The organism is Grimontia kaedaensis (assembly GCF_023746615.1).
In the GTDB taxonomy this organism is placed as follows: Bacteria; Pseudomonadota; Gammaproteobacteria; order Enterobacterales; family Vibrionaceae; genus Enterovibrio; species Enterovibrio kaedaensis.
This window is the reverse complement of record NZ_CP082275.1, coordinates 3626972-3645845: the sequence shown is the minus strand read 5'-3', so window position 1 is coordinate 3645845 and position 18874 is coordinate 3626972. Positions and strand designations below refer to the sequence as shown.

General features: G+C 49.8%; 16 protein-coding genes. 8 read left to right on the top strand and 8 right to left on the bottom strand.

All coding sequences use genetic code 11. From position 1 onward, the window contains the following. Positions 1 to 138 precede the first annotated feature (138 nt). Positions 139 to 2934, top strand: a complete 2796-nt coding sequence (gene polA / locus K6Q96_RS16340) for a DNA polymerase I (RefSeq protein ID WP_251876859.1) — start codon at positions 139 to 141, stop codon at positions 2932 to 2934. Between the two features lie 209 nt (positions 2935 to 3143). Continuing rightward, a complete protein-coding gene (spfP, locus tag K6Q96_RS25050) occupies positions 3144 to 3191 on the top strand; it encodes a small protein SpfP (protein WP_438356882.1) in 48 nt (15 codons plus the stop codon). Between the two features lie 610 nt (positions 3192 to 3801). On the opposite strand, the gene yihA is transcribed toward spfP, so the two are convergent. Further along, positions 3802 to 4458, bottom strand: a complete 657-nt coding sequence (gene yihA, locus K6Q96_RS16335; protein WP_251876858.1) for a ribosome biogenesis GTP-binding protein YihA/YsxC — start codon at positions 4456 to 4458, stop codon at positions 3802 to 3804. A gap of 149 nt (positions 4459 to 4607) precedes the next feature. Between yihA and K6Q96_RS16330 the strand changes: the two genes are divergently transcribed. From K6Q96_RS16330 to hemN, 5 genes are all read left to right on the top strand, one after another. Further along, on the top strand, positions 4608 to 5225 hold the full coding sequence (locus K6Q96_RS16330; protein ID WP_251876857.1) for a c-type cytochrome: 618 nt from the start codon (positions 4608 to 4610) through the stop codon (positions 5223 to 5225). A 678-nt stretch (positions 5226 to 5903) separates the two neighbouring features. After that, positions 5904 to 6551, top strand: coding sequence for a class I SAM-dependent methyltransferase (locus tag K6Q96_RS16325; protein ID WP_251876856.1), 648 nt, complete (start codon positions 5904 to 5906; stop codon positions 6549 to 6551). Beyond that, the gene (gene yihI / locus K6Q96_RS16320; RefSeq protein ID WP_251876855.1) at positions 6548 to 7093 is read left to right on the top strand and encodes a Der GTPase-activating protein YihI; all 546 of its coding nucleotides are present in this window, start codon (positions 6548 to 6550) and stop codon (positions 7091 to 7093) included. The genes K6Q96_RS16325 and yihI overlap by 4 nt, the downstream gene beginning before the upstream one ends. Continuing rightward, positions 7094 to 7591: a DUF2489 domain-containing protein gene (locus tag K6Q96_RS16315; protein WP_062708698.1), complete on the top strand. Its 498-nt coding sequence runs from the start codon at positions 7094 to 7096 to the stop codon at positions 7589 to 7591. Between the two features lie 134 nt (positions 7592 to 7725). Next, the gene (gene hemN, locus K6Q96_RS16310; protein WP_251876854.1) at positions 7726 to 9099 is read left to right on the top strand and encodes an oxygen-independent coproporphyrinogen III oxidase; all 1374 of its coding nucleotides are present in this window, start codon (positions 7726 to 7728) and stop codon (positions 9097 to 9099) included. A gap of 352 nt (positions 9100 to 9451) precedes the next feature. Here the strand turns inward: hemN and add are convergent, their stop codons facing one another. The 5 genes from add to glnA all read right to left on the bottom strand — a co-directional run bounded on the left by add (position 9452) and on the right by glnA (position 15278). Then, positions 9452 to 10456 carry an adenosine deaminase gene (add, locus tag K6Q96_RS16305; RefSeq protein WP_251876853.1) on the bottom strand — a complete coding sequence of 335 codons (1005 nt, stop codon included), beginning with the start codon at positions 10454 to 10456 and terminating at the stop codon, positions 9452 to 9454. A 144-nt stretch (positions 10457 to 10600) separates the two neighbouring features. Next, positions 10601 to 12007 carry a nitrogen regulation protein NR(I) gene (glnG, locus tag K6Q96_RS16300; protein WP_251876852.1) on the bottom strand — a complete coding sequence of 469 codons (1407 nt, stop codon included), beginning with the start codon at positions 12005 to 12007 and terminating at the stop codon, positions 10601 to 10603. A 9-nt stretch (positions 12008 to 12016) separates the two neighbouring features. Then, positions 12017 to 13063 (bottom strand): nitrogen regulation protein NR(II), encoded by a 1047-nt coding sequence (gene glnL / locus K6Q96_RS16295; RefSeq protein ID WP_256481802.1) that lies wholly within the window; start codon positions 13061 to 13063, stop codon positions 12017 to 12019. Between the two features lie 120 nt (positions 13064 to 13183). Continuing rightward, a complete protein-coding gene (locus K6Q96_RS16290) occupies positions 13184 to 13747 on the bottom strand; it encodes a DUF4124 domain-containing protein (RefSeq protein ID WP_251876851.1) in 564 nt (187 codons plus the stop codon). Positions 13748 to 13868: 121 nt separating this feature from the next. Next, positions 13869 to 15278, bottom strand: coding sequence for a glutamate--ammonia ligase (gene glnA, locus K6Q96_RS16285; RefSeq protein WP_002539711.1), 1410 nt, complete (start codon positions 15276 to 15278; stop codon positions 13869 to 13871). A 624-nt stretch (positions 15279 to 15902) separates the two neighbouring features. Between glnA and typA the strand changes: the two genes are divergently transcribed. Next, positions 15903 to 17732 (top strand): translational GTPase TypA, encoded by a 1830-nt coding sequence (typA, locus tag K6Q96_RS16280; protein ID WP_251876850.1) that lies wholly within the window; start codon positions 15903 to 15905, stop codon positions 17730 to 17732. A gap of 72 nt (positions 17733 to 17804) precedes the next feature. Here the strand turns inward: typA and K6Q96_RS16275 are convergent, their stop codons facing one another. Together K6Q96_RS16275 and K6Q96_RS16270 are read right to left on the bottom strand one after the other, a co-directional pair. After that, positions 17805 to 18053: a GlsB/YeaQ/YmgE family stress response membrane protein gene (locus tag K6Q96_RS16275; RefSeq protein WP_251876849.1), complete on the bottom strand. Its 249-nt coding sequence runs from the start codon at positions 18051 to 18053 to the stop codon at positions 17805 to 17807. A gap of 156 nt (positions 18054 to 18209) precedes the next feature. After that, a complete protein-coding gene (locus tag K6Q96_RS16270) occupies positions 18210 to 18845 on the bottom strand; it encodes a DUF2959 domain-containing protein (protein ID WP_251876848.1) in 636 nt (211 codons plus the stop codon). Positions 18846 to 18874 lie beyond the last annotated feature (29 nt).

The window sequence follows — 18874 nt, the reverse complement described above, 5'->3', positions numbered from 1 at the left end:
AACAGCAAGGAATAATGGTGTAAATCCAAAGCGATCACCTTGGCATTCCTGAGCCGAAGAGCGAAATCTCGGGTTAACAGACTCCGGAACTCGTGGCATCCTTACCCATCAATCATTTTCCGGTTAGCTTATAACGTTATGGCGACGACTTCTGATAACCCGTTGATCCTGGTCGACGGCTCTTCTTATCTCTACCGCGCGTACCACGCTTCTCCCAACCTGACCAATGCCAATGGCGAGCCAACAGGTGCCGTTTATGGCGTGGTGAATATGCTGCGCAGCTTGGTGAAACAGTATCCGCAATCTCATGTGGCGGTGATTTTCGACGCCAAAGGCAAAACCTTCCGTGACGACATGTATACGGAATACAAAGCGCACCGGCCGCCAATGCCGGATGATCTGCGCAGCCAAATTGCCCCGCTGCATCAAATCATCGAAGCCATGGGCTTCCCGATGCTTGTGATTGAAGGCGTTGAAGCGGATGACGTTATCGGCACATTAGCGGTGCAAGGTTCCAAAGCAGGGATGCCAATTCTTATCAGTACCGGTGATAAAGACATGGCGCAGTTGGTGGATGAAAACGTCACCCTGATCAACACCATGACCAACGTGATCATGACGCCACAGGGCGTGCATGACAAATACGGCTTTGGCCCAGAGCACATCATCGACTATCTCGCTCTGATGGGCGATAAAGTGGATAACATCCCGGGTGTACCGGGTGTGGGTGAGAAAACCGCTACTGCGCTTATCGCTGGTATCGGCGGCATCGATGCGCTGTATGACAACCTTGATAAGATCGCAGACCTTAGCTTTCGTGGCTCAAAAACCATGGCGAAGAAGCTGGAAGATAATAAAGAGAATGCTTACCTCTCTTATCAGCTTGCGACTATCAAGCTTGATTGTGAGTTGCCGTTTAAGCCGGAAGAGCTGATCAACCGCGCGGCAGATAACGAAAAGCTGGTTGAGCTTTTCACTGAACTGAACTTCAAGCGCTGGCTGGCAGAAGCCCAAAGTGGCATCGCAGGTGTCGATGCTGTTGCAGAGCGCGCAGCTTCTGGCGCTTCATCAGCGAAATCGTCTGCCAAAGCAGAAGCGACATTCGAGGCCGCTGCGATTGATCGCGGCCAATACGAAACCATCCTGACAGAAGAAGACTTCCAGCGCTGGATGGAGAAGCTGAAGAAAACCAATGTCGTGGCTTTCGATACCGAAACCGATAGCCTAGACTACATGGAAGCCAATCTGGTGGGGATTTCCTTTGCCGTTGCTGAAGGCGAAGCGGCTTACCTGCCGCTGACTCACGACTATCTGGATGCGCCGAAGCAGCTCGACCGAGACTGGGTGCTGGAAGAAATGAAAGCCTGGCTCGAAAACGCTGGTGCCCTGAAAGTCGGCCAGAACCTGAAATACGATGCGAGCGTGCTTGCTCGTTACGATATCGCGATGCGCGGCATTGCTTACGACACCATGTTGGAATCTTACGTGTTCAACAGCGTGGCAGGTAAGCATGACATGGACAGTCTGGCACTTCGCTACCTGCAGCATAAGTGCATCAGCTTTGAAGAGATTGCCGGTAAGGGCAAGAAGCAGCTGACGTTCAATCAGATTGAAATGGATCAGGCGTCTCCTTACGCAGCAGAAGACGCTGATGTCACCCTGCGTTTGCACAATGCCCTGATGGCACAGCTCAACAATGACGAGAAACTGAAAGTTATTTTCGAGCAGTACGAAATGCCGCTGGTGCCAGTTCTTTCGCGTATTGAGCGCCATGGTGTGTTGATCAGTGCGGAAATGCTGGCGAAGCAATCTCAGGAAATTGCGATTCGCTTGGATGAGCTCGAAAAGGAAACTTATGAGATTGCTGGCGAAGAATTTAACCTGAGTTCACCCAAGCAGCTTCAGGCGATCCTGTTCGAGAAAATGGGTCTGCCAGTGTTGAAGAAGACACCATCAGGCACCCCTTCTACCAATGAAGAAGTGCTTCAGGAGCTGGCGCTGGATTACCCGCTGCCAAAACGCATTCTGGAATACCGCGGACTGGCGAAGCTGAAATCCACTTATACCGACAAACTGCCGAAGATGGTTAAGCCGGCTACTGGCCGTGTGCACACTTCTTATCATCAGGCAGTCACGGCAACGGGTCGTTTGTCATCAACCGATCCGAACCTTCAGAACATTCCAATCCGTAATGAAGAAGGGCGTCGTATCCGTCAGGCGTTTATCGCACCGGCAGGTAAGACCATCCTGGCAGTCGACTACTCGCAAATCGAACTTCGTATCATGGCGCATCTGTCGGGTGATGAAGCCCTGATTGACGCTTTCCGTCACGGCAAAGACATTCATGCGGCGACTGCTGCAGAGGTGATGGGGATTGATATCAGTGACGTCACCTCTGAAATGCGTCGCCGTGCAAAAGCGATTAACTTCGGCCTTATCTATGGCATGAGTGCGTTTGGTCTGGCAAAACAGCTGGGTATTCCTCGTGGCGAAGCGCAGCAATACATGGAACGCTACTTCGAGCGCTACCCAGGTGTGCGCCAATACATGGAAACCACCCGATTGCAGGCGGCGGAGCAGGGCTATGTAGAAACAATCTTTGGCCGCCGTCTTCACCTGCCGGAAATAAAATCCAGTAATGCCATGCGCCGTAAAGGGGCAGAGCGCGCTGCAATCAACGCCCCGATGCAAGGAACCGCGGCTGACATTATCAAACGTGCGATGATTTTGGTGGATGCGTGGATTCAAACCCAACCTGAGGGGCGTGTGGCGCTCATCATGCAGGTTCACGATGAATTGGTGCTGGAAGTAGATACCGAACACCTTTCTGACATTGAGCAACAGGTTTGTAAGTTAATGGAATCTGCTGCGCTGCTGGAAGTTCCGCTGGTCGCTGAGTCTGGTAGCGGCGAAAACTGGGATCAGGCGCATTAAATCAGGCGATTGATTCCGACCTGACTCGCACAAATACTTAAAATTTAACGCGAAAAAAGCCCGCTACTGCGGGCTTTTTTATTCCTTGAATGAAACAATATGAATACATCAGGTGTCCATTTTTATAATTTTATGAAAAAAAACTACGTAAAGGGTTTTCTTAATCGGCCATTTGATATACAGTAAGAGGCGTAGGGTACAGAGGTAAGATGTTCTATCTTTCAGACCTTTTGTTTCACGTTATTGGATTTAGCTGATTCAGCAGCCCCGGTTGACAAATGTCAGCCGGGGCATTTTTTATTGTACTTTCCCTATCTTTTCTCGTCTCTGTGATAACTTCATTATTTACTTTAAATACAGTTATTTATATCTTTATCTTTTTGGTCTGTATGTATTTTCTTACCACTCATTAGAGTAATTGCTTTAATTTGAATGCATTGGCGCTATAATGACCACTGCTTCTTGTTCTTGATGTGTCAGAGTGGTCTGCAATCCAACTTACGATAGGCGACTCACACGTTATTTCTGACCGAATTGAGCGATCGATTCGGTTTTTTTTATCCAATCAATCCTGTAATTCACTTCCAAGATCTTATCGATTGTCATCCATGCGATATAGATGATTTTTTTTATTAAAAAATAAGTTTTGAGAATAACAATAAAGTGAATAGAAATCATTAGGTTGAAATATGGTAGCTATAAAATGACTGCGCTTTGAGGCAAATATGGTAATAGTTTGGGCGGGGCGAACTTGCGGGGTTGGGGAAAATCACTGACACTAGACTTATAACGACTAAAAAAACCTCCTATTTCTCTCCCGTTACCCCACCTACATGGTGGGGTCTTTATTTTCAGCGTCCTGACAGATTAAGCGTCGTCGTTTTCAGTATCTTGCAGGTCTGGTTCTTGCGCGATTTCAAGGGCCGGAGCGTACCAACCATCCAGCTTTTTACGTAGTTTATCGACACCAATACCCTTTAAAGACGAGTAAAGCTCAACTTCTACATCCCCGCCAAAGTCTTTGGCCGCTTCACGCACTTTCAAAAGTTCTGCTTTGCGTGCGCCACTTTTCAGCTTGTCACACTTGGTCAACAGCGCCAGCACCGGCAAGTTGCTGTCTACCGCCCAGAAAATCAAATCCTGATCCAGCTCTTTCAGCGGATGGCGGATGTCCATCAACACCACTAGCCCTTTTAGCTGGTTACGCTTTTGCAGGTATTCGCCCAGAGATTTCTGCCATTTGAGCTTCATTTCCAACGGAACTTGCGCGTAGCCGTAACCCGGCAAGTCAACAATGTGGCATCCCTCATCAACTTTAAACAGGTTGATTAATTGTGTGCGACCCGGCGTTTTACTGGTTTTCACCAAGCTTTTTTGATCACAAAGCCTGTTTATTGAGCTAGATTTACCAGCATTGGAACGACCTGCGAACGCGATCTCGATGCCAGTATCATGAGGTAAAGCCCTGATATCTGGTGCACTGGTAATAAAGTGGGTGTTTCGATAGTTGAGTGAAGGATTCACTGTTAACTCCGTCTCGACTTTATGTAGTCGACTGATTACTTTTATGTGAAATTGTGTAAAATAACCGTGCTCGGTTTTTGCTCGATGATTGTATCATGATGGCGTGGGCATCGTGGTATTGGAAGCTTGATAATTATAAATGGAATGTCATGAAGAGATTAGCGCTACTACTCACTTTATTCGCGAGCTTTACCGCCTTTGCACAAGGCGATGCGGAAGCAGGTAAAGCAAAATCAGCCACTTGCGCCGCTTGTCACGGTGCGGATGGTAACAGCGTCATTCCCGCCAACCCTAGCCTTGCAGGTCAGCACGAAAAATACCTTCTTAAACAGCTCAAAGAGTTCAAGCTGGGTATGACGACTGGTGGTGTACAAGGTCGTAACAATGCCGTAATGGCTGGCATGGTGGCTGCACTGTCTGAGCAAGACATGGCAGATTTGGCGGCATACTACGCATCACAAACAGCTAAGCCGGGTTCGACGCCGGAATCGTCTATCGAAATTGGTAGGGAGCTTTATATGGCAGGTGATCAAGAACGTGGTATCGCAGCATGTATCGCGTGTCACGGCCCTCGAGGTAATGGCACCGCGCTTTCAGGCTTCCCGAAAATTTCCGGCCAGAATGCTGATTACATGAAAGCACAGCTGATGGCATTCCGTGACGGTAAGCGTAACAACGACCTCAACGGCATGATGCGTATTGTGGCGCAGAAGCTGTCAGACAAAGAGATCGAAGCCATTTCTAATTATGTTGGTGGTCTGCACTAACAGATTGTGCAATAGCGAGATTGCGCAATAACACGTCGAAAAGGCAGCATTCGCTGCCTTTTTTCGTTTTAGTTTCTATTCTTTCCCATGATCTTGTAAGCGATTGACCATTATTTATAGAGACAGGTGCTTAAATATTTGCTGGTTTTTGTTTTTTTCTTCTATATTTCATAAAGATACTTTTTGGGTGAATTTGGTGGTTGTTTGAATTGAGAGTTATTGCCTGTTTTGATAAGTGAGAAAGCGTAGACTTATTCATGTCGACAGGAGCACGACACGGAAAGGACAATCAGGACGATTTCGCAGGGCTGCGGCAAGGATTCAAACGGACTTTGGCTAAGGAAAGCCTCAGGAACACCAGGACGTTATGTTGTCAGGAAGGCATTCAAAAGTGTGAAGGATTCACACTCAGCATGGACCACCTTCAGGAAGAAAGGTTAGGACACACACTAGGACGGTGATGACGACAGGACGTTGCGAGTAATAACTCAAATAAAAACGGCAGGACGCCCGCGTTTAGAAGGACCCTTATTCACTGGGATGTGGTGTTACTGTTAGGGATAAAAACGGTAAATCCGTTCATTAGAACGCTATAGAGCGACAGGTCTTGCCTGTCGCTTTTTTCTTATTCAACTTTCTGCTACATTTCCCGCCATTCAATTTGGTGCAGAAATCCCCATGTCCCTTGAATGCCCTCTATGTAAATCTGCTGATATAGCCGATTTCGAGCAGGATAGACGTCGCCGTTACTTCCGTTGTCAGGAATGCTACCTGGTCTTTGCTGACCCTGAGTGCCTGTTGTCACCGGAAGAAGAAAAAGCCGTTTACGACAAACACGAAAATGTCGTGGAAGATGAAGGCTATCGACGTTTCCTAAGCCGTCTCGCGACACCGCTTATGGAAAAAATGGGTGAGGGTGCCAAGCAAGGCTTAGACTTTGGATGTGGTCCCGGTCCGGCTTTAGCCGCAATGCTGGAAGAAGCCGGACATCAAATGGCTGTTTACGATCCGTATTTTGCGCCTAACCTCATTGCGTTGGACGCCACGTATGATTTCGTGACCTGTACAGAAGCTATTGAACACTTTTATATGCCTCACAGGGAATGGAGACAATTGCTGAACTTGGTCAAGCCGGGAGGCTGGTTAGCCATTATGACCAAGCTCGTTATTGATGCTCCAGCTTTCAAAAGCTGGCATTACAAAAATGACCCAACCCACGTGAGTTTTTTCAGTCGCGAAACGTTCCGCTTTTTGGCCGAGCGTGATGGTCTTGACGTGGACTTTGTTGGTAACGACGTAATTTTACTGAGGAAGAAAAACGAATGACCCGCAAGAAAAAAGCCCGCAAAGTTGGCTCTGAAGGTCCTGCGCAATACAGCGATAAGTCGCTGACTAAAGAAGACATTGCTGCGCTGGCACGCAAGCGTAAGAGTAAGCGTAAAGGTCTGAAGTCTGGCTCACGCCATTCGGAAGGCAAAACCGCACAACAGCGTCAGGCGCAAGCGCAGCGCGATCCACGTCTGGGCAGCAAAAAGCCTATCCAGTTGGAGGTAGAAGCCAAACCACATCCAAAATCTGCAGAAGCGAAGAAGGCCCGTCGCCTGAGCGCTGAGCAGGAATTGGAAATGTTGGAAAATGATGCGCAACTAAATGTGCTTCTCGACCGTATTGAAAACGGTGACAGTTTGGGCGAAGGCCTTCAGCAATATGTTGATGAGAAGCTGGATCGCATTGAGGTGCTAATGAAGCAATTGGGTCTGTTCGAAGAGGACGAGCCTGAAGTGGAAGAAGCACCGAAGAAAAACAAACGCCGCGGCGACGACGATTTGCTGGCGGAGTTTGAAAACTTCAAATTTGACCAGGAGTAAGTGTTGGAAACTCTTCCTATAGGTGTTGTGGCACTTGGTGGTGCCATCATTCTCGGTTTGGCTGTTTATGCAGGCTGGTTGTTGTCGAAACTTCGCCATCAAACCAAAATGCAGGAAAAGGCGATGAACGCCGCGATTAAACAACGCAACGAGAAAATCATTGAGAGTGTGGATGTGATTGCCATGGCGACACTGCAAGAGCAGTGCGACCTGTCAGAAGCGGCTATCCGCCTTTACATGATCATGGACCACCTGCAGGGAGAGAAGCGTGTGGAGTTCCCAGAGCGCTTCCCAGCACTTTACGAGCTGTATGATGTGGTCAAAGACATGCCACGCGGCGATGCGCGTAAGAAGATCGAAAAGCGTGAACGTATGCGCCATGACATGGAGCGCATGAAGGCGGAATCCCGTCTGCAGCAGGCCATTCATACTGAACTTGAAGAAATCCTTGCATTCACTGGTGCGAAAATGACGCCAGTGCGTACTTTGGCGAGTTAACGACTCACCCTTAAAGGTACGATCTGACCAACAATTTTCCCGTTCCTTGTGCGGGAACAATTCTTAGCAGCCGGAGAGTGTGGCAGAATTAGCCAACTTACACTTTCCGGTTGCTCATTTTGGCGGGAACATACATGTCTAAGCAGCAAATTATCTGGGATCAGGCACTGATCGAGAAGTATAACTACTCAGGGCCGCGTTACACCTCTTACCCAACTGCACTGGAATTCCATGAGGTTTTCACGGCGGCTGAGTTTGATATGGCGTGTACCCAATACCCGGATCGCAATCTGTCGTTGTACGTGCATATCCCGTTCTGCCACACCCTTTGCTACTACTGTGGCTGTAACAAGGTGATCACCCGTCATGCACACAAAGCGGATCAGTATCTAGATGCGCTGGAACTGGAAATCCGTCAACGTGCATACCTGCTTCGCGACCGCAACGTGACTCAACTGCACTGGGGCGGCGGCACGCCTACTTTCCTGACCAAGGAACAGATTTCCCGTCTGATGTCCCTGTTGCGTGAAGAGTTTCGCCTCAATGCCGATGCAGAAATCAGTATCGAAGTGGATCCGCGTGAGATTGAACTCGACATGCTCGACCACCTGCGCTCTGAAGGCTTCAATCGCCTGAGTATTGGTGTACAGGATTTCGATAAGACAGTTCAGAAAGCGGTGAACCGTGAGCAAGATGAAGACTTTATCAAAGCCATGGTGGTGCGTGCCAAAGAGTTGGGCTTCCGCTCGACCAATTTGGATCTGATTTATGGCCTTCCGCACCAAAATGGTGCGACGTTTGCTAAGACGTTGGAGCAGGTTCTGACGATGCAGCCGGGCCGCCTGTCGGTCTTTAACTATGCGCACCTGCCACAACTTTTCGCGGCGCAGCGAAAAATCAAAGAAGACGACTTGCCATCGCCTCAGGAAAAATTGGCGATGCTGGAGCAAACCATCAGCACCCTGACTGGTGCAGGCTACCAGTTTATCGGTATGGACCACTTTGCCTTACCGGATGATGAACTGGCGGTAGCGCAGCGTGAAGGTGTCCTCCACAGAAACTTCCAGGGTTATACCACTCAAGGCGATTGCGATCTGCTGGGCTTGGGTGTGTCAGCGATTTCCATGATTGGTGATTGCTATGCACAGAATCAGAAAGAACTGAAGAAATATTACGGTCAGGTCGACGAGCAACGCCATGCGCTGTGGAAAGGCGTGATGTTGGATGGTGATGACTTGCTTCGCCGCGAAGTCATCAAATCGCTTATCTGCAACTTCACCCTCGACAAACGTGCGATTGAACGAGAGTTCGATGTTTCCTTCGACACCCACTTTGCGGAAGATTTGGAATTGCTGCAGTGCTTTGTCGATGACGAGCTGGTGAGCGTTGATGCAGATACCATCAAAGTAACGCTGAAAGGGCGCCTGCTGATTCGCAACATCTGCATGTGCTTCGACACTTACTTGCGTGACAGAGCGCGTCAGCAGCAGTTTTCCCGTGTGATTTAGTACTGTCTCACGCCACAAGAATCGAAAAAAGCCGCTGATAGCGGCTTTTTTGTTGGCTGTTGATGGGGCGTTATATGCCGCTGCTGATGCTGAAAATAGCCAGCACCACAGCCAGAGCTGCCGCTGCCAGTTGACCTGGGCCAGCAGCAACAATTTCATTTGCGGTAAACAGTGCGTCGAACATGATACTTCTCATCCGGCGTAAATATGGGTTTTCAACCAAGGGGATTATCAAAGCAAAGGCTTTGCATTGACCTTGGTTGCTTAAAATTCGGCGGCATTCTACTTGAGTTTTGAACAAAAAAACACCGGATTTTGCCGGTGTTTTCAGGATATTTTTATTCGTCGTCGCTTAGCTACGGGATACCGCTTTGGCTTTCAGTTCCGCTTTTTCGCTATCAGACAGGAACGCGATTTCCATGCCGTTCGCTTGAAGCTGAGTGATTTGCGCTTGGCTCAGACCAGCCTGTGGTGCGGCCACTTCGTACTCGTACGGTAGCTCAATACCTGATACCGCAGGGTCATCGGTGTTCAGCGTCGCCAGAATGCCTTGTGCCAGGAATTGTTTCACTGGGTGTGCTTCCAATGAAGCCACGGTGCTGGTTTGCATGTTAGAGGTCAGGCAAGACTCAATGCCGATACGGTTCTTCGCCAGAAACTCCATCAAAGATGGGTCTTCGATGGCTTTCACACCATGGCCGATACGGGTAGCCCCGAGCTCATTGATTGCCTGCCACATGCTTTCTGCACCAGCCGCTTCGCCAGCGTGCACAGTCACATTCAGGCTAGCTTTGCGCACTTTGGCAAAGTGGTCGTTGAACTGGTGACCTGGTTGGCCCAGCTCGTCACCGGCCAAATCGATAGCAACCAGGTGTTCTTTCAGTGCCAACAGCGCATCCAGCTCCTGCATGCAGGCTTCCACACCAAAAGTACGGCTCATGATACCAATCAGGTTGGTTTTCACGCCGAAGTCACGGCTACCAGCCTGAACGCCATCAATAACAGCCTCCACCACACCTTGAACTGGCAGTTGGTGCTTCATCGCCATGTAGTAAGGCGAGAAGCGCAGCTCTGCATAGTCAATGCGCGCATTCAGGGCATCTTTGACGTTTTCATAGGCAACACGGCGGACCGCATCCAGATCGCCCAGTACAGCGACACCCCAATCCAGCTTGGACAGGAAACCAACCAAATCCGGCTCGTTAGACATAACCTGAACATGTGGGCGGAGAGCGTCGATAGTGTCAGCAGGAAGCGTCATGCCGAACTTCTGACCCAGTTCCAGAATAGTATTAATACGAATATTGCCATCAAGGTGACGGTGCAGATCCGTTAAAGGAAGGTGGGTTGCGATCATGTGAATATCCTTAAATCAACTTTTGGCAAGTATAAGGACTAAATACAAGGCCGTCAGTAGGACAGGAAAAGGAAACCGCCGAAAAAGGCGGTTTTGAAATAATTATTTACCAAATTTGTTTAAATGGTGAGCTATTTCTAGACTTTAAGGCATTTGAAGCTCTTTCAGCTTACGGGTCAGGGTGTTACGTCCCCAACCAAGCAGTTTTGCTGCTTCCTGCTTGTGCCCCCGGGTGTGGCTGAGTGCTTCACGCAGCAAGATACGTTCAAATTCAGGCAAGGCTTCACGGAGCAGGTTGTCATCACCGTTATCCAGCGACAGACGAGCCCATTGGGATAGCGCTGCCTGCCAGCTGTCGCCTTCGCCGGTATTTTCCATTGATTCAGGCTGCATCAGTTCTGGCGGTAAGTCTTCGGGCAAAATTTCTTTACCGCTCGCCATCACTGTTAGCCAGCGACAGGTATTTTCAAGCTGGCGTACGTTACCGGGCCAGGAAAGACCTGACATTAAATCCAGCGTGGTTGGGTGCAGTGATTTGACTTCGATATCGAGCTCATCAGAAGCACGTTTGAGAAAGTGTTTGGCGAGTTGACCGATGTCCTGACGACGCTCACGAAGCGGTGGCAGGTGAACACGAATCACGTTCAGGCGGTGGAACAAGTCTTCACGAAAACTGCCTTCGGCTACCAACCTTTCAAGGTTCTGGTGGGTTGCTGCAATGATGCGGACATCCACATTAATGGCCTGATGGCCACCGACACGATAAAACTGCCCATCGGCCAGCACGCGCAGCAAACGGGTTTGGATATCCAGCGGCATATCACCGATTTCATCCAGAAAAAGGGTGCCGCCATTGGCCTGCTCAAAGCGACCCTGACGGACATTGTTGGCACCGGTAAAGGCCCCTTTCTCGTGACCAAACAGTTCTGATTCAATCAAGTCTTTAGGGATTGCCGCCATGTTAAGCGCGATAAAAGAGTTTGACGCGCGTGGGCTGTGGCGGTGAAGAGCATGGGCAACCAATTCTTTACCCGTACCTGACTCACCGTTGATCAATACGGAAATTGATGAACGGGAAAGGCGACCGATGGCGCGGAAAACTTCCTGCATAGACGGCGCTTCACCAATGATTTCCGGCGCAGCTTCCATCGTTTCCTTGGGGGAGCGCTGGCGCTTCTGTTCTTGACTGTGGGAGACGGCGCGCTCAACCAACGCAACGGCTTCATCAATATCAAACGGCTTTGGCAGGTATTCAAATGCCCCTTTCTGATAGGCGCTCACCGCAGCATCCAGATCCGAGTGGGCCGTCATGATGATGACGGGTAATGTCGGGTATTCAGATTGCAGACGGTTTAGCAGGGTGAAGCCGTCGGTGCCAGGCATGCGGATATCAGAGACAAGAACATCCGGGACTTCCCGGTTTAATGCATCCAGCACGCTGTCAGCGTCGGCGAAAGTTTCACAAGCAAGCCCGGCTGCGCTCAGGGTGCGTTCCAGTACCCAGCGGATTGAGCTGTCGTCATCGACGACCCAGATTAGTCCTTTGCTCATATTCTCCCCTTAGCGACGAATTGGTAACAAAATGGTGAAAGTGGTGTGTCCCGGCCAGCTATTAACGTAAATCTTGCCTTTATGCTGATCTATGAGGTTTCGGGTAATGGAAAGTCCAAGCCCTGTGCCTCCGGGGCGCCCTGACACCATGGGATAAAACAAGGTGTCCTGGAGCTCAGGGGCGATGCCAGGACCATTGTCAGAAATATCTATACGTGCAGCCAAACGGTGGCGCTTCCCGCCAATCACGACTTGATGTTCAGTGCGGGTGCGGAGGGTGATTTCGGCATTTGGGCTGTCTCCCATAATTTGCGCCGCATTGTTCACCACGTTGAGAATGGCCTGCTCCATCTGTTCAGGGTCCATTTCTATATCGGGTAAGCTCGGGTCATAGTCACGCTCAAGATTGATCTTGCCTGCACTGAGCTCGACCAGTTGGCGGACTTTCTCAAGCACCACGTGAATGTTCTCTTGCTGGTGGTGACCGGGCTTTTGGGGCCCCAGTAACCTGTCCACCAAATTCCGAAGTCTATCGGCCTGCTCGATAATGATGCGGGTATATTCCCCAAGGCTTGGATCAGGCAGCATTTTCTCCAAAAGCTGCGCCGCACCTCGAAGGCCACCGAGCGGGTTTTTAATTTCATGAGCTAGGCCACGCACCAACTCTTTAGCTGCCTGTTGTTGTGCCTGCTGCTGCAACTCTTTACTGATTTGCTGTTGATGGCCAATGGCTTTGATTTCAATCAGCATGGATGGACTGCGTGCCCACATCAAAGGGCTGGCACTCAGTTCTACTTTCCGCTGATGGCCATCTACGACGATGGTGACATCGCTGTCGGTGAGTCCTTGACCGCCAGAAAGCGTTTCCTTGACCAGGCTGAGGTCGATTGAACAGTGTTGCAATAGTTCGGGAAGGGGATGCTCCAGTAAACGACGTGCACTCAGGCAGAGCAGTTGCTCGGCTGCAGGGTTGGCATAGGTGACAACAAGATCATTATCAAGCACCAACACCGCAGTGATCAGGTTATCCATAACAGTTTCGGTCAGCGTGGCCACATTACCTTCCTTTTGATTGCACTAATATGGTGCAATCCAGTTTACTCGATAGTGCGATGTTGTGCAGCGAAGAAAATCCACTTTCTACAGCAGCGCTGCCAAATAGCGTCTCAGCCTGTGTTATCTGGGGCTTGGCTTGCCCGGAGGCAGTGCTTTCTTCTTGGTTGCCCGATGCAGATACACAGTAACTGAATGGGATGCTGCAATTACCTTGCCATCTTGTAGTAATTGCACCTTTATGGTGTGGGTGCCCCGATCAACGTTGGTTAGGGTTAAAGATGCACCTTTTGAGGCGGGCTGTTTCTTTCCATCAATCACGGCGCGAACAGATTGATTTTTCCCTAGTGGCAGATCGGTAGAAATGTTGAGGGTGATACTGCCTTCATTACTGCGAATGGTGGCCTCATCGCCAGGAGAGAGCAGGGAAATTGAGCTGGCCAGCGGCGGCGCTTCGGGGGCATCAGGTATGGGCGGCGCTTTCGGCGTGGCAGGTGAAGCAACATTGGATGCCCCCTGAGCGGGTAGAGGAATCGTACCTAACTCCACCTCGAGCTCCAAACTCGCGGAAGGTGGCGAATCGCTGAAATGCAGAGTGCCATTTTCATCAACCCAGCGGTAATACTCCCCCGCGCTGGCGGACACAGACAGTGCACCAAAAAGGAGCATGCCGATTTTGCGCATCATGAATTCCTTGAGTTTCTGGCGGGATGCCAACAAACCTATTTTCCGTGGGGGAGAAATCCAGACAATAGAAAAAGGGCCCGCCTGTGAGCGAGCCCTTTGATTTGGTATAAAACCCGTTGAATTATACTGAGTAGTACAGTTCGAATTCCAGTGGGTGAGTGGTCATGTTCACCTTCTCAACGTCCTGAGATTTCAGTGCGATGTAAGAATCGATGAAGTCATCAGAGAATACGCCGCCTGAAGTCAGGAACTCACGATCGTCGCTCAGTGCTTGCAGAGCTTGCTGCAGAGACTCAGCAACAGTTGGGATTTCTGCAGCTTCTTCTGCTGGCAGGTCGTACAGGTCTTTATCCATTGCATCGCCAGGGTGGATCTTGTTCTTAATACCGTCAAGACCAGCCATCAGCATTGCTGCGAACGCCAGGTATGGGTTAGCCGATGGATCGCCGAAGCGAACTTCGATACGACGTGCTTTCGGGCTTGGTACCACTGGGATACGGATAGAAGCAGAACGGTTACGTGCAGAGTATGCCAGCATAACAGGAGCTTCGAAGCCTGGAACCAGACGCTTGTATGAGTTGGTAGACGCGTTCGCGAATGCGTTGATTGCGCGAGCGTGCTTGATGATACCACCGATGTAGTACAGAGCAGTTTCAGACAGGCCGCCGTACTTGTCGCCAGCGAACAGGTTTTGACCGTCTTTCGCCAGAGATTGGTGAACGTGCATACCTGAACCGTTATCGCCAACCAGTGGCTTAGGCATGAAGGTCGCAGTCTTACCAAATGCGTGCGCTACGTTGTGAACAACGTACTTGTAGATTTGGATTTCATCCGCTTTGCTGGTCAGGGTATTGAAACGCGTTGCGATTTCGTTCTGACCTGCAGTTGCTACTTCGTGGTGGTGTGCTTCAACAACCAGACCCATCTCTTCCATTACCAGACACATTGCTGAACGGATGTCTTGAGATGAATCAACTGGTGCTACTGGGAAGTAACCACCTTTAACGCCAGGACGGTGACCTTTGTTACCGCCTTCGAAATCAGAACCTGTGTTCCATGCTGCTTCTACGTCGTCAATCTTGAAGAAAGAACCTGACATGTCAGTCGCGAATTTCACATCGTCAAACAGGAAGAACTCTGGCTCAGGACCGATCAGAACAGTGTCTGCGATACCGGTAGAGCGCATGTAGTCTTCAGCGCGTTTTGCGATAGAACGTGGGTCACGGTCGTAGCCTTGCATAGTTGCTGGCTCAAGAATGTCACAACGTACGTTCAGCGTTGCATCTTCCGTGAATGGGTCAAGTACTGCTGAAGACGCGTCAGGCATCATCACCATGTCTGACTCGTTAATGCCTTTCCAACCTGCAACAGATGAACCGTCGAACATTTTACCTTCTTCGAAGAAGTCCGCGTCGATCTGGTGTGCTGGGATTGAGATGTGTTGCTCTTTACCTTTGGTATCGGTGAAGCGCAGGTCAACAAACTTAACTTCGTGCTCTTGGATTAAGGCGAGTACGTTTTCTACTGACATGTGAATAAACCTCCGGTGTCATTGTTCTCTAACTTGGTGAAGTTGCTTCTATGCGCTCCACCAAAAAGTTGGTCTGGCTCCACTAAAGCGAAAAGTGTGCCAAGTTTCTAATCCCTGTCATTACCAGTAGTTACACGATAATGACTTAAAAAAGTGCGTTGCAGTGTTCAATCTTGGTGCGCGTCCGCACCAATGTGGTGCAATTGGGAAGGATTGCGTGCCAACCAACTCATTCAGCAGCGGTTCGTTATGGTTGTCAACGACTGAGCGGACGTAAAGAAAAGACAATGTTGGAGCTGTGATGTGGATCGAAAGTTGGCCTATTGTGGCGCAATAAAAAGCGCAAGAAGTCTACCCGTGATAAGGGAGAAAAATGTTGCCCAAATGTAGCGCACTGTTCGCCCGCAGGCAGTATTGGATAAGGGATGGAGACAGACTTCCACAGTAGGCGTTTTGTGTCGGTAACAAGGCAGAACGAATATAAATTGATCCTAAGTCACATATTTCGTGGGTTTTCAATAAAAATCTGGTAAATTACGGCCGGATTTTTAATCAGTGGCGGTGAGCGCTTTCGGCAAAGCCGGAGCTTTTGGCGGCACATCTTTTTTGAGTGAAAGAGAACCCATGTCTACTTTACAGATAGATAAACTGAGAAACATCGCGATCATCGCGCACGTTGACCACGGTAAAACCACCCTGGTTGACAAACTGCTTCAGCAGTCTGGCACCCTGGAAACCCGTGGCGAGCACGAAGAACGCGTCATGGACTCGAACGACATCGAGAAAGAGCGTGGCATTACCATTCTGGCGAAGAACACCGCGATTAACTGGAATGATTACCGCATCAACATCGTAGATACCCCAGGACACGCTGACTTCGGTGGCGAAGTGGAACGTATCATGTCGATGGTTGACTCTGTACTTCTGATCGTTGACGCAGTTGATGGCCCAATGCCACAAACTCGCTTCGTAACGCAAAAAGCGTTCGCACACGGTCTGAAGCCAATCGTTGTTATCAACAAAATCGACCGTCCTGGCGCACGTCCTGACTGGGTAATGGATCAGGTATTTGACCTGTTCGACAACCTGGGTGCTACTGACGAGCAGCTGGACTTCCAAGTGGTTTACGCATCAGCACTGAACGGTTGGGCGACGCTGGAAGAAGGCGAAACCGGCGAGAACATGGAACCACTGTTCCAGGCTATCGTTGACAATGTATCAGCACCAGAAGTTGATACTGACGGCTCTCTGCAAATGCAGATCTCTCAGCTGGACTACAGCTCTTACGTTGGTGTTATCGGTGTTGGCCGTGTGACCCGTGGTTCTGTAAAACCTAACCAGCAAGTGACCATCGTAGGTGCTGACGGTAAGACCCGTAATGGTAAAGTCGGTACTGTACTGGGTTATCTGGGCCTTGAGCGTCATGACGTTGCATCTGCAGCAGCTGGTGACATCATCGCAATCACAGGTCTGGGTGAGCTGAAAATCTCTGACACCATCTGTGACGTGAACGCGGTTGAAGCGCTGCCAGCGCTGTCTGTTGACGAACCAACTGTGACCATGACTTTCCAGGTGAACACCTCTCCTTTCGCAGGTAAAGAAGGTAAGTTCGTGACTTCACGTAACATCCTTGAGCGTCTGCAGAAAGAACTGGTTCACAACGTTGCACTGCGCGTTGAAGAAACAGAAGACCCGGATAAATTCCGCGTTTCAGGTCGTGGTGAACTGCACCTGTCTATCCTGATCGAAAACATGCGTCGTGAAGGCTTCGAGCTTGCTGTATCGCGTCCAGAAGTTATTCTGAAAGAAGAAGATGGCCAGCTGATGGAACCGTTTGAGACCGTGACCATTGACGTTCAGGAAGAGCACCAGGGCGGCATCATGGAGAAAATCGGCCTGCGTAAAGGCGAGCTGAAAGACATGTCTCCAGACGGTAAAGGCCGTGTTCGTATGGACTTCATCATGCCATCTCGTGGCCTGATTGGCTTCCAGACTGAGTTCCTGACCCTGACTTCTGGTTCAGGTTTGATGTACCACACCTACGACCACTACGGTCCTCACAAAGGCGGTAACATTGGCCAGCGTAACAATGGCGTACTGATTGCGAACGCAGCAGGTAAAGCCCTGACTAATGCCCTGTTTAACCTGCAGGAGCGTGGTCGTCTGTTCATCGGTCACGGTGTTGAAGTTTACGAAGGTATGGTTATCGGTATTCACAGCCGTGACAACGATCTGACAGTCAACGCCCTGAAAGGTAAGCAGCTGACTAACGTACGCGCATCAGGTACTGATGACGCACAGGTGCTGACTTCACCAATCAAGTACACGCTTGAGCAGGCACTGGAGTTCATCGATGACGACGAACTGGTAGAAGTGACTCCTGAAAGCATCCGTATCCGTAAGAAACTGCTGACAGAAACTGACCGTAAGCGCGCAAGCCGCGGCAGCAAGTAAGCCTTCTTAGGAACGTAAAAAAGCCTCCCGGTTGGGAGGCTTTTTTGTCTCTATCGCTCTTGTTTTTCTTCGTTATTTGAGGAACTTGTTATAAACAAACAGCAAGATAAGTGCGCCCACTGTTGCCATCACGATACCGCCAATGCTCAGACCGGTTGTGGTGCCAATGCCCAGCAGTGTGCTGACCCAGCCACCCACCACGGCGCCTGCAATACCCAGCAGGGTGGTGATGATGAAACCGCCACCGTCTTTTCCTGGCATGATCCACTTCGCGAGAATACCTGCGAGTAAGCCAAGAATGATCCAAGAAATAATGCTCATGTGTTCTCCTCCAAGTTGAGAGACGGTAAATACTTATGGATTTACCAATACCGTTGAATGCAGGCAGTAAATTGCCTGGGCACACATTACGGCAGTTTGTCTCACATCGTCTGTTTCAACCTCGAGAAAGTCATTGAGACAGTTAGAGTGTTAAATCTAGTTCTTTAGTGTGGCTAAGAAGCGTTCCGACTCTGCAATAGCGGTTTGCATGTCCTTGATTGCACGGTTAATTTCTTGCTCCAACCCCGCGAACTCACCTTTCAAAGCACCAATTGCAGCAGCATTGAGGTTGTGCTTTAGGTAAAGAGTGTTATCACGAAGTGTGTCGAGAACGGGTTCCATTTTGCTCTCTGCCTTTTTCATCGCAGACAGCATTTGACCATAGCTGCGCTCAGTGTCCTTGAGTTTACGCTCACTGTCGCGACGGAGTGCAGCGCTGGAATAGAGGGAAAGCTCTTCACGCCATTCATCGAACAAAGCATCAGACACATCTTCAACGGCTTCGATGCGCTCGCGTACATTTTCTACGGCTGCATCACTGTCTTCGTACTGGTCGTTAATAGTATCGTACATTGTTTGTAACTCTCCGCCATCGAAGTTGGTCAGAGTGGTGAGTGCATCAAGCGCACTGGTAAACTGCTCGCTGGCTTCCTGCTGAGCATCAGAAGCAGCCTCAACGCGATCGGCCATGATGTCACGCTTGTGCACACCGACCTTTTCCATGGTGGCGTAGTAAGCCGACTGACAGCCGGCCAGTGTAAAGAGCAAAAGCAGGGTGGAGATGAGGCGCACGGTACACTCCTTCGTGTATGATTAATTTT

Excerpts from the sequence above, each read along its gene's own strand:
- polA (WP_251876859.1), top strand. The coding sequence starts at position 139 with ATGGCGACGACTTCTGATAACCCGTTGATCCTGGTCGACGGCTCTTCT.
- K6Q96_RS16330 (WP_251876857.1), top strand. The coding sequence starts at position 4,608 with ATGAAGAGATTAGCGCTACTACTCACTTTATTCGCGAGCTTTACCGCC.
- K6Q96_RS16325 (WP_251876856.1), top strand. The coding sequence starts at position 5,904 with ATGTCCCTTGAATGCCCTCTATGTAAATCTGCTGATATAGCCGATTTC.
- yihI (WP_251876855.1), top strand. The coding sequence starts at position 6,548 with ATGACCCGCAAGAAAAAAGCCCGCAAAGTTGGCTCTGAAGGTCCTGCG.
- hemN (WP_251876854.1), top strand. The coding sequence starts at position 7,726 with ATGTCTAAGCAGCAAATTATCTGGGATCAGGCACTGATCGAGAAGTAT.
- add (WP_251876853.1), bottom strand. The coding sequence starts at position 10,456 with ATGATCGCAACCCACCTTCCTTTAACGGATCTGCACCGTCACCTTGAT.
- glnG (WP_251876852.1), bottom strand. The coding sequence starts at position 12,007 with ATGAGCAAAGGACTAATCTGGGTCGTCGATGACGACAGCTCAATCCGC.
- K6Q96_RS16290 (WP_251876851.1), bottom strand. The coding sequence starts at position 13,747 with ATGATGCGCAAAATCGGCATGCTCCTTTTTGGTGCACTGTCTGTGTCC.
- glnA (WP_002539711.1), bottom strand. The coding sequence starts at position 15,278 with ATGTCAGTAGAAAACGTACTCGCCTTAATCCAAGAGCACGAAGTTAAG.
- typA (WP_251876850.1), top strand. The coding sequence starts at position 15,903 with ATGTCTACTTTACAGATAGATAAACTGAGAAACATCGCGATCATCGCG.
- K6Q96_RS16275 (WP_251876849.1), bottom strand. The coding sequence starts at position 18,053 with ATGAGCATTATTTCTTGGATCATTCTTGGCTTACTCGCAGGTATTCTC.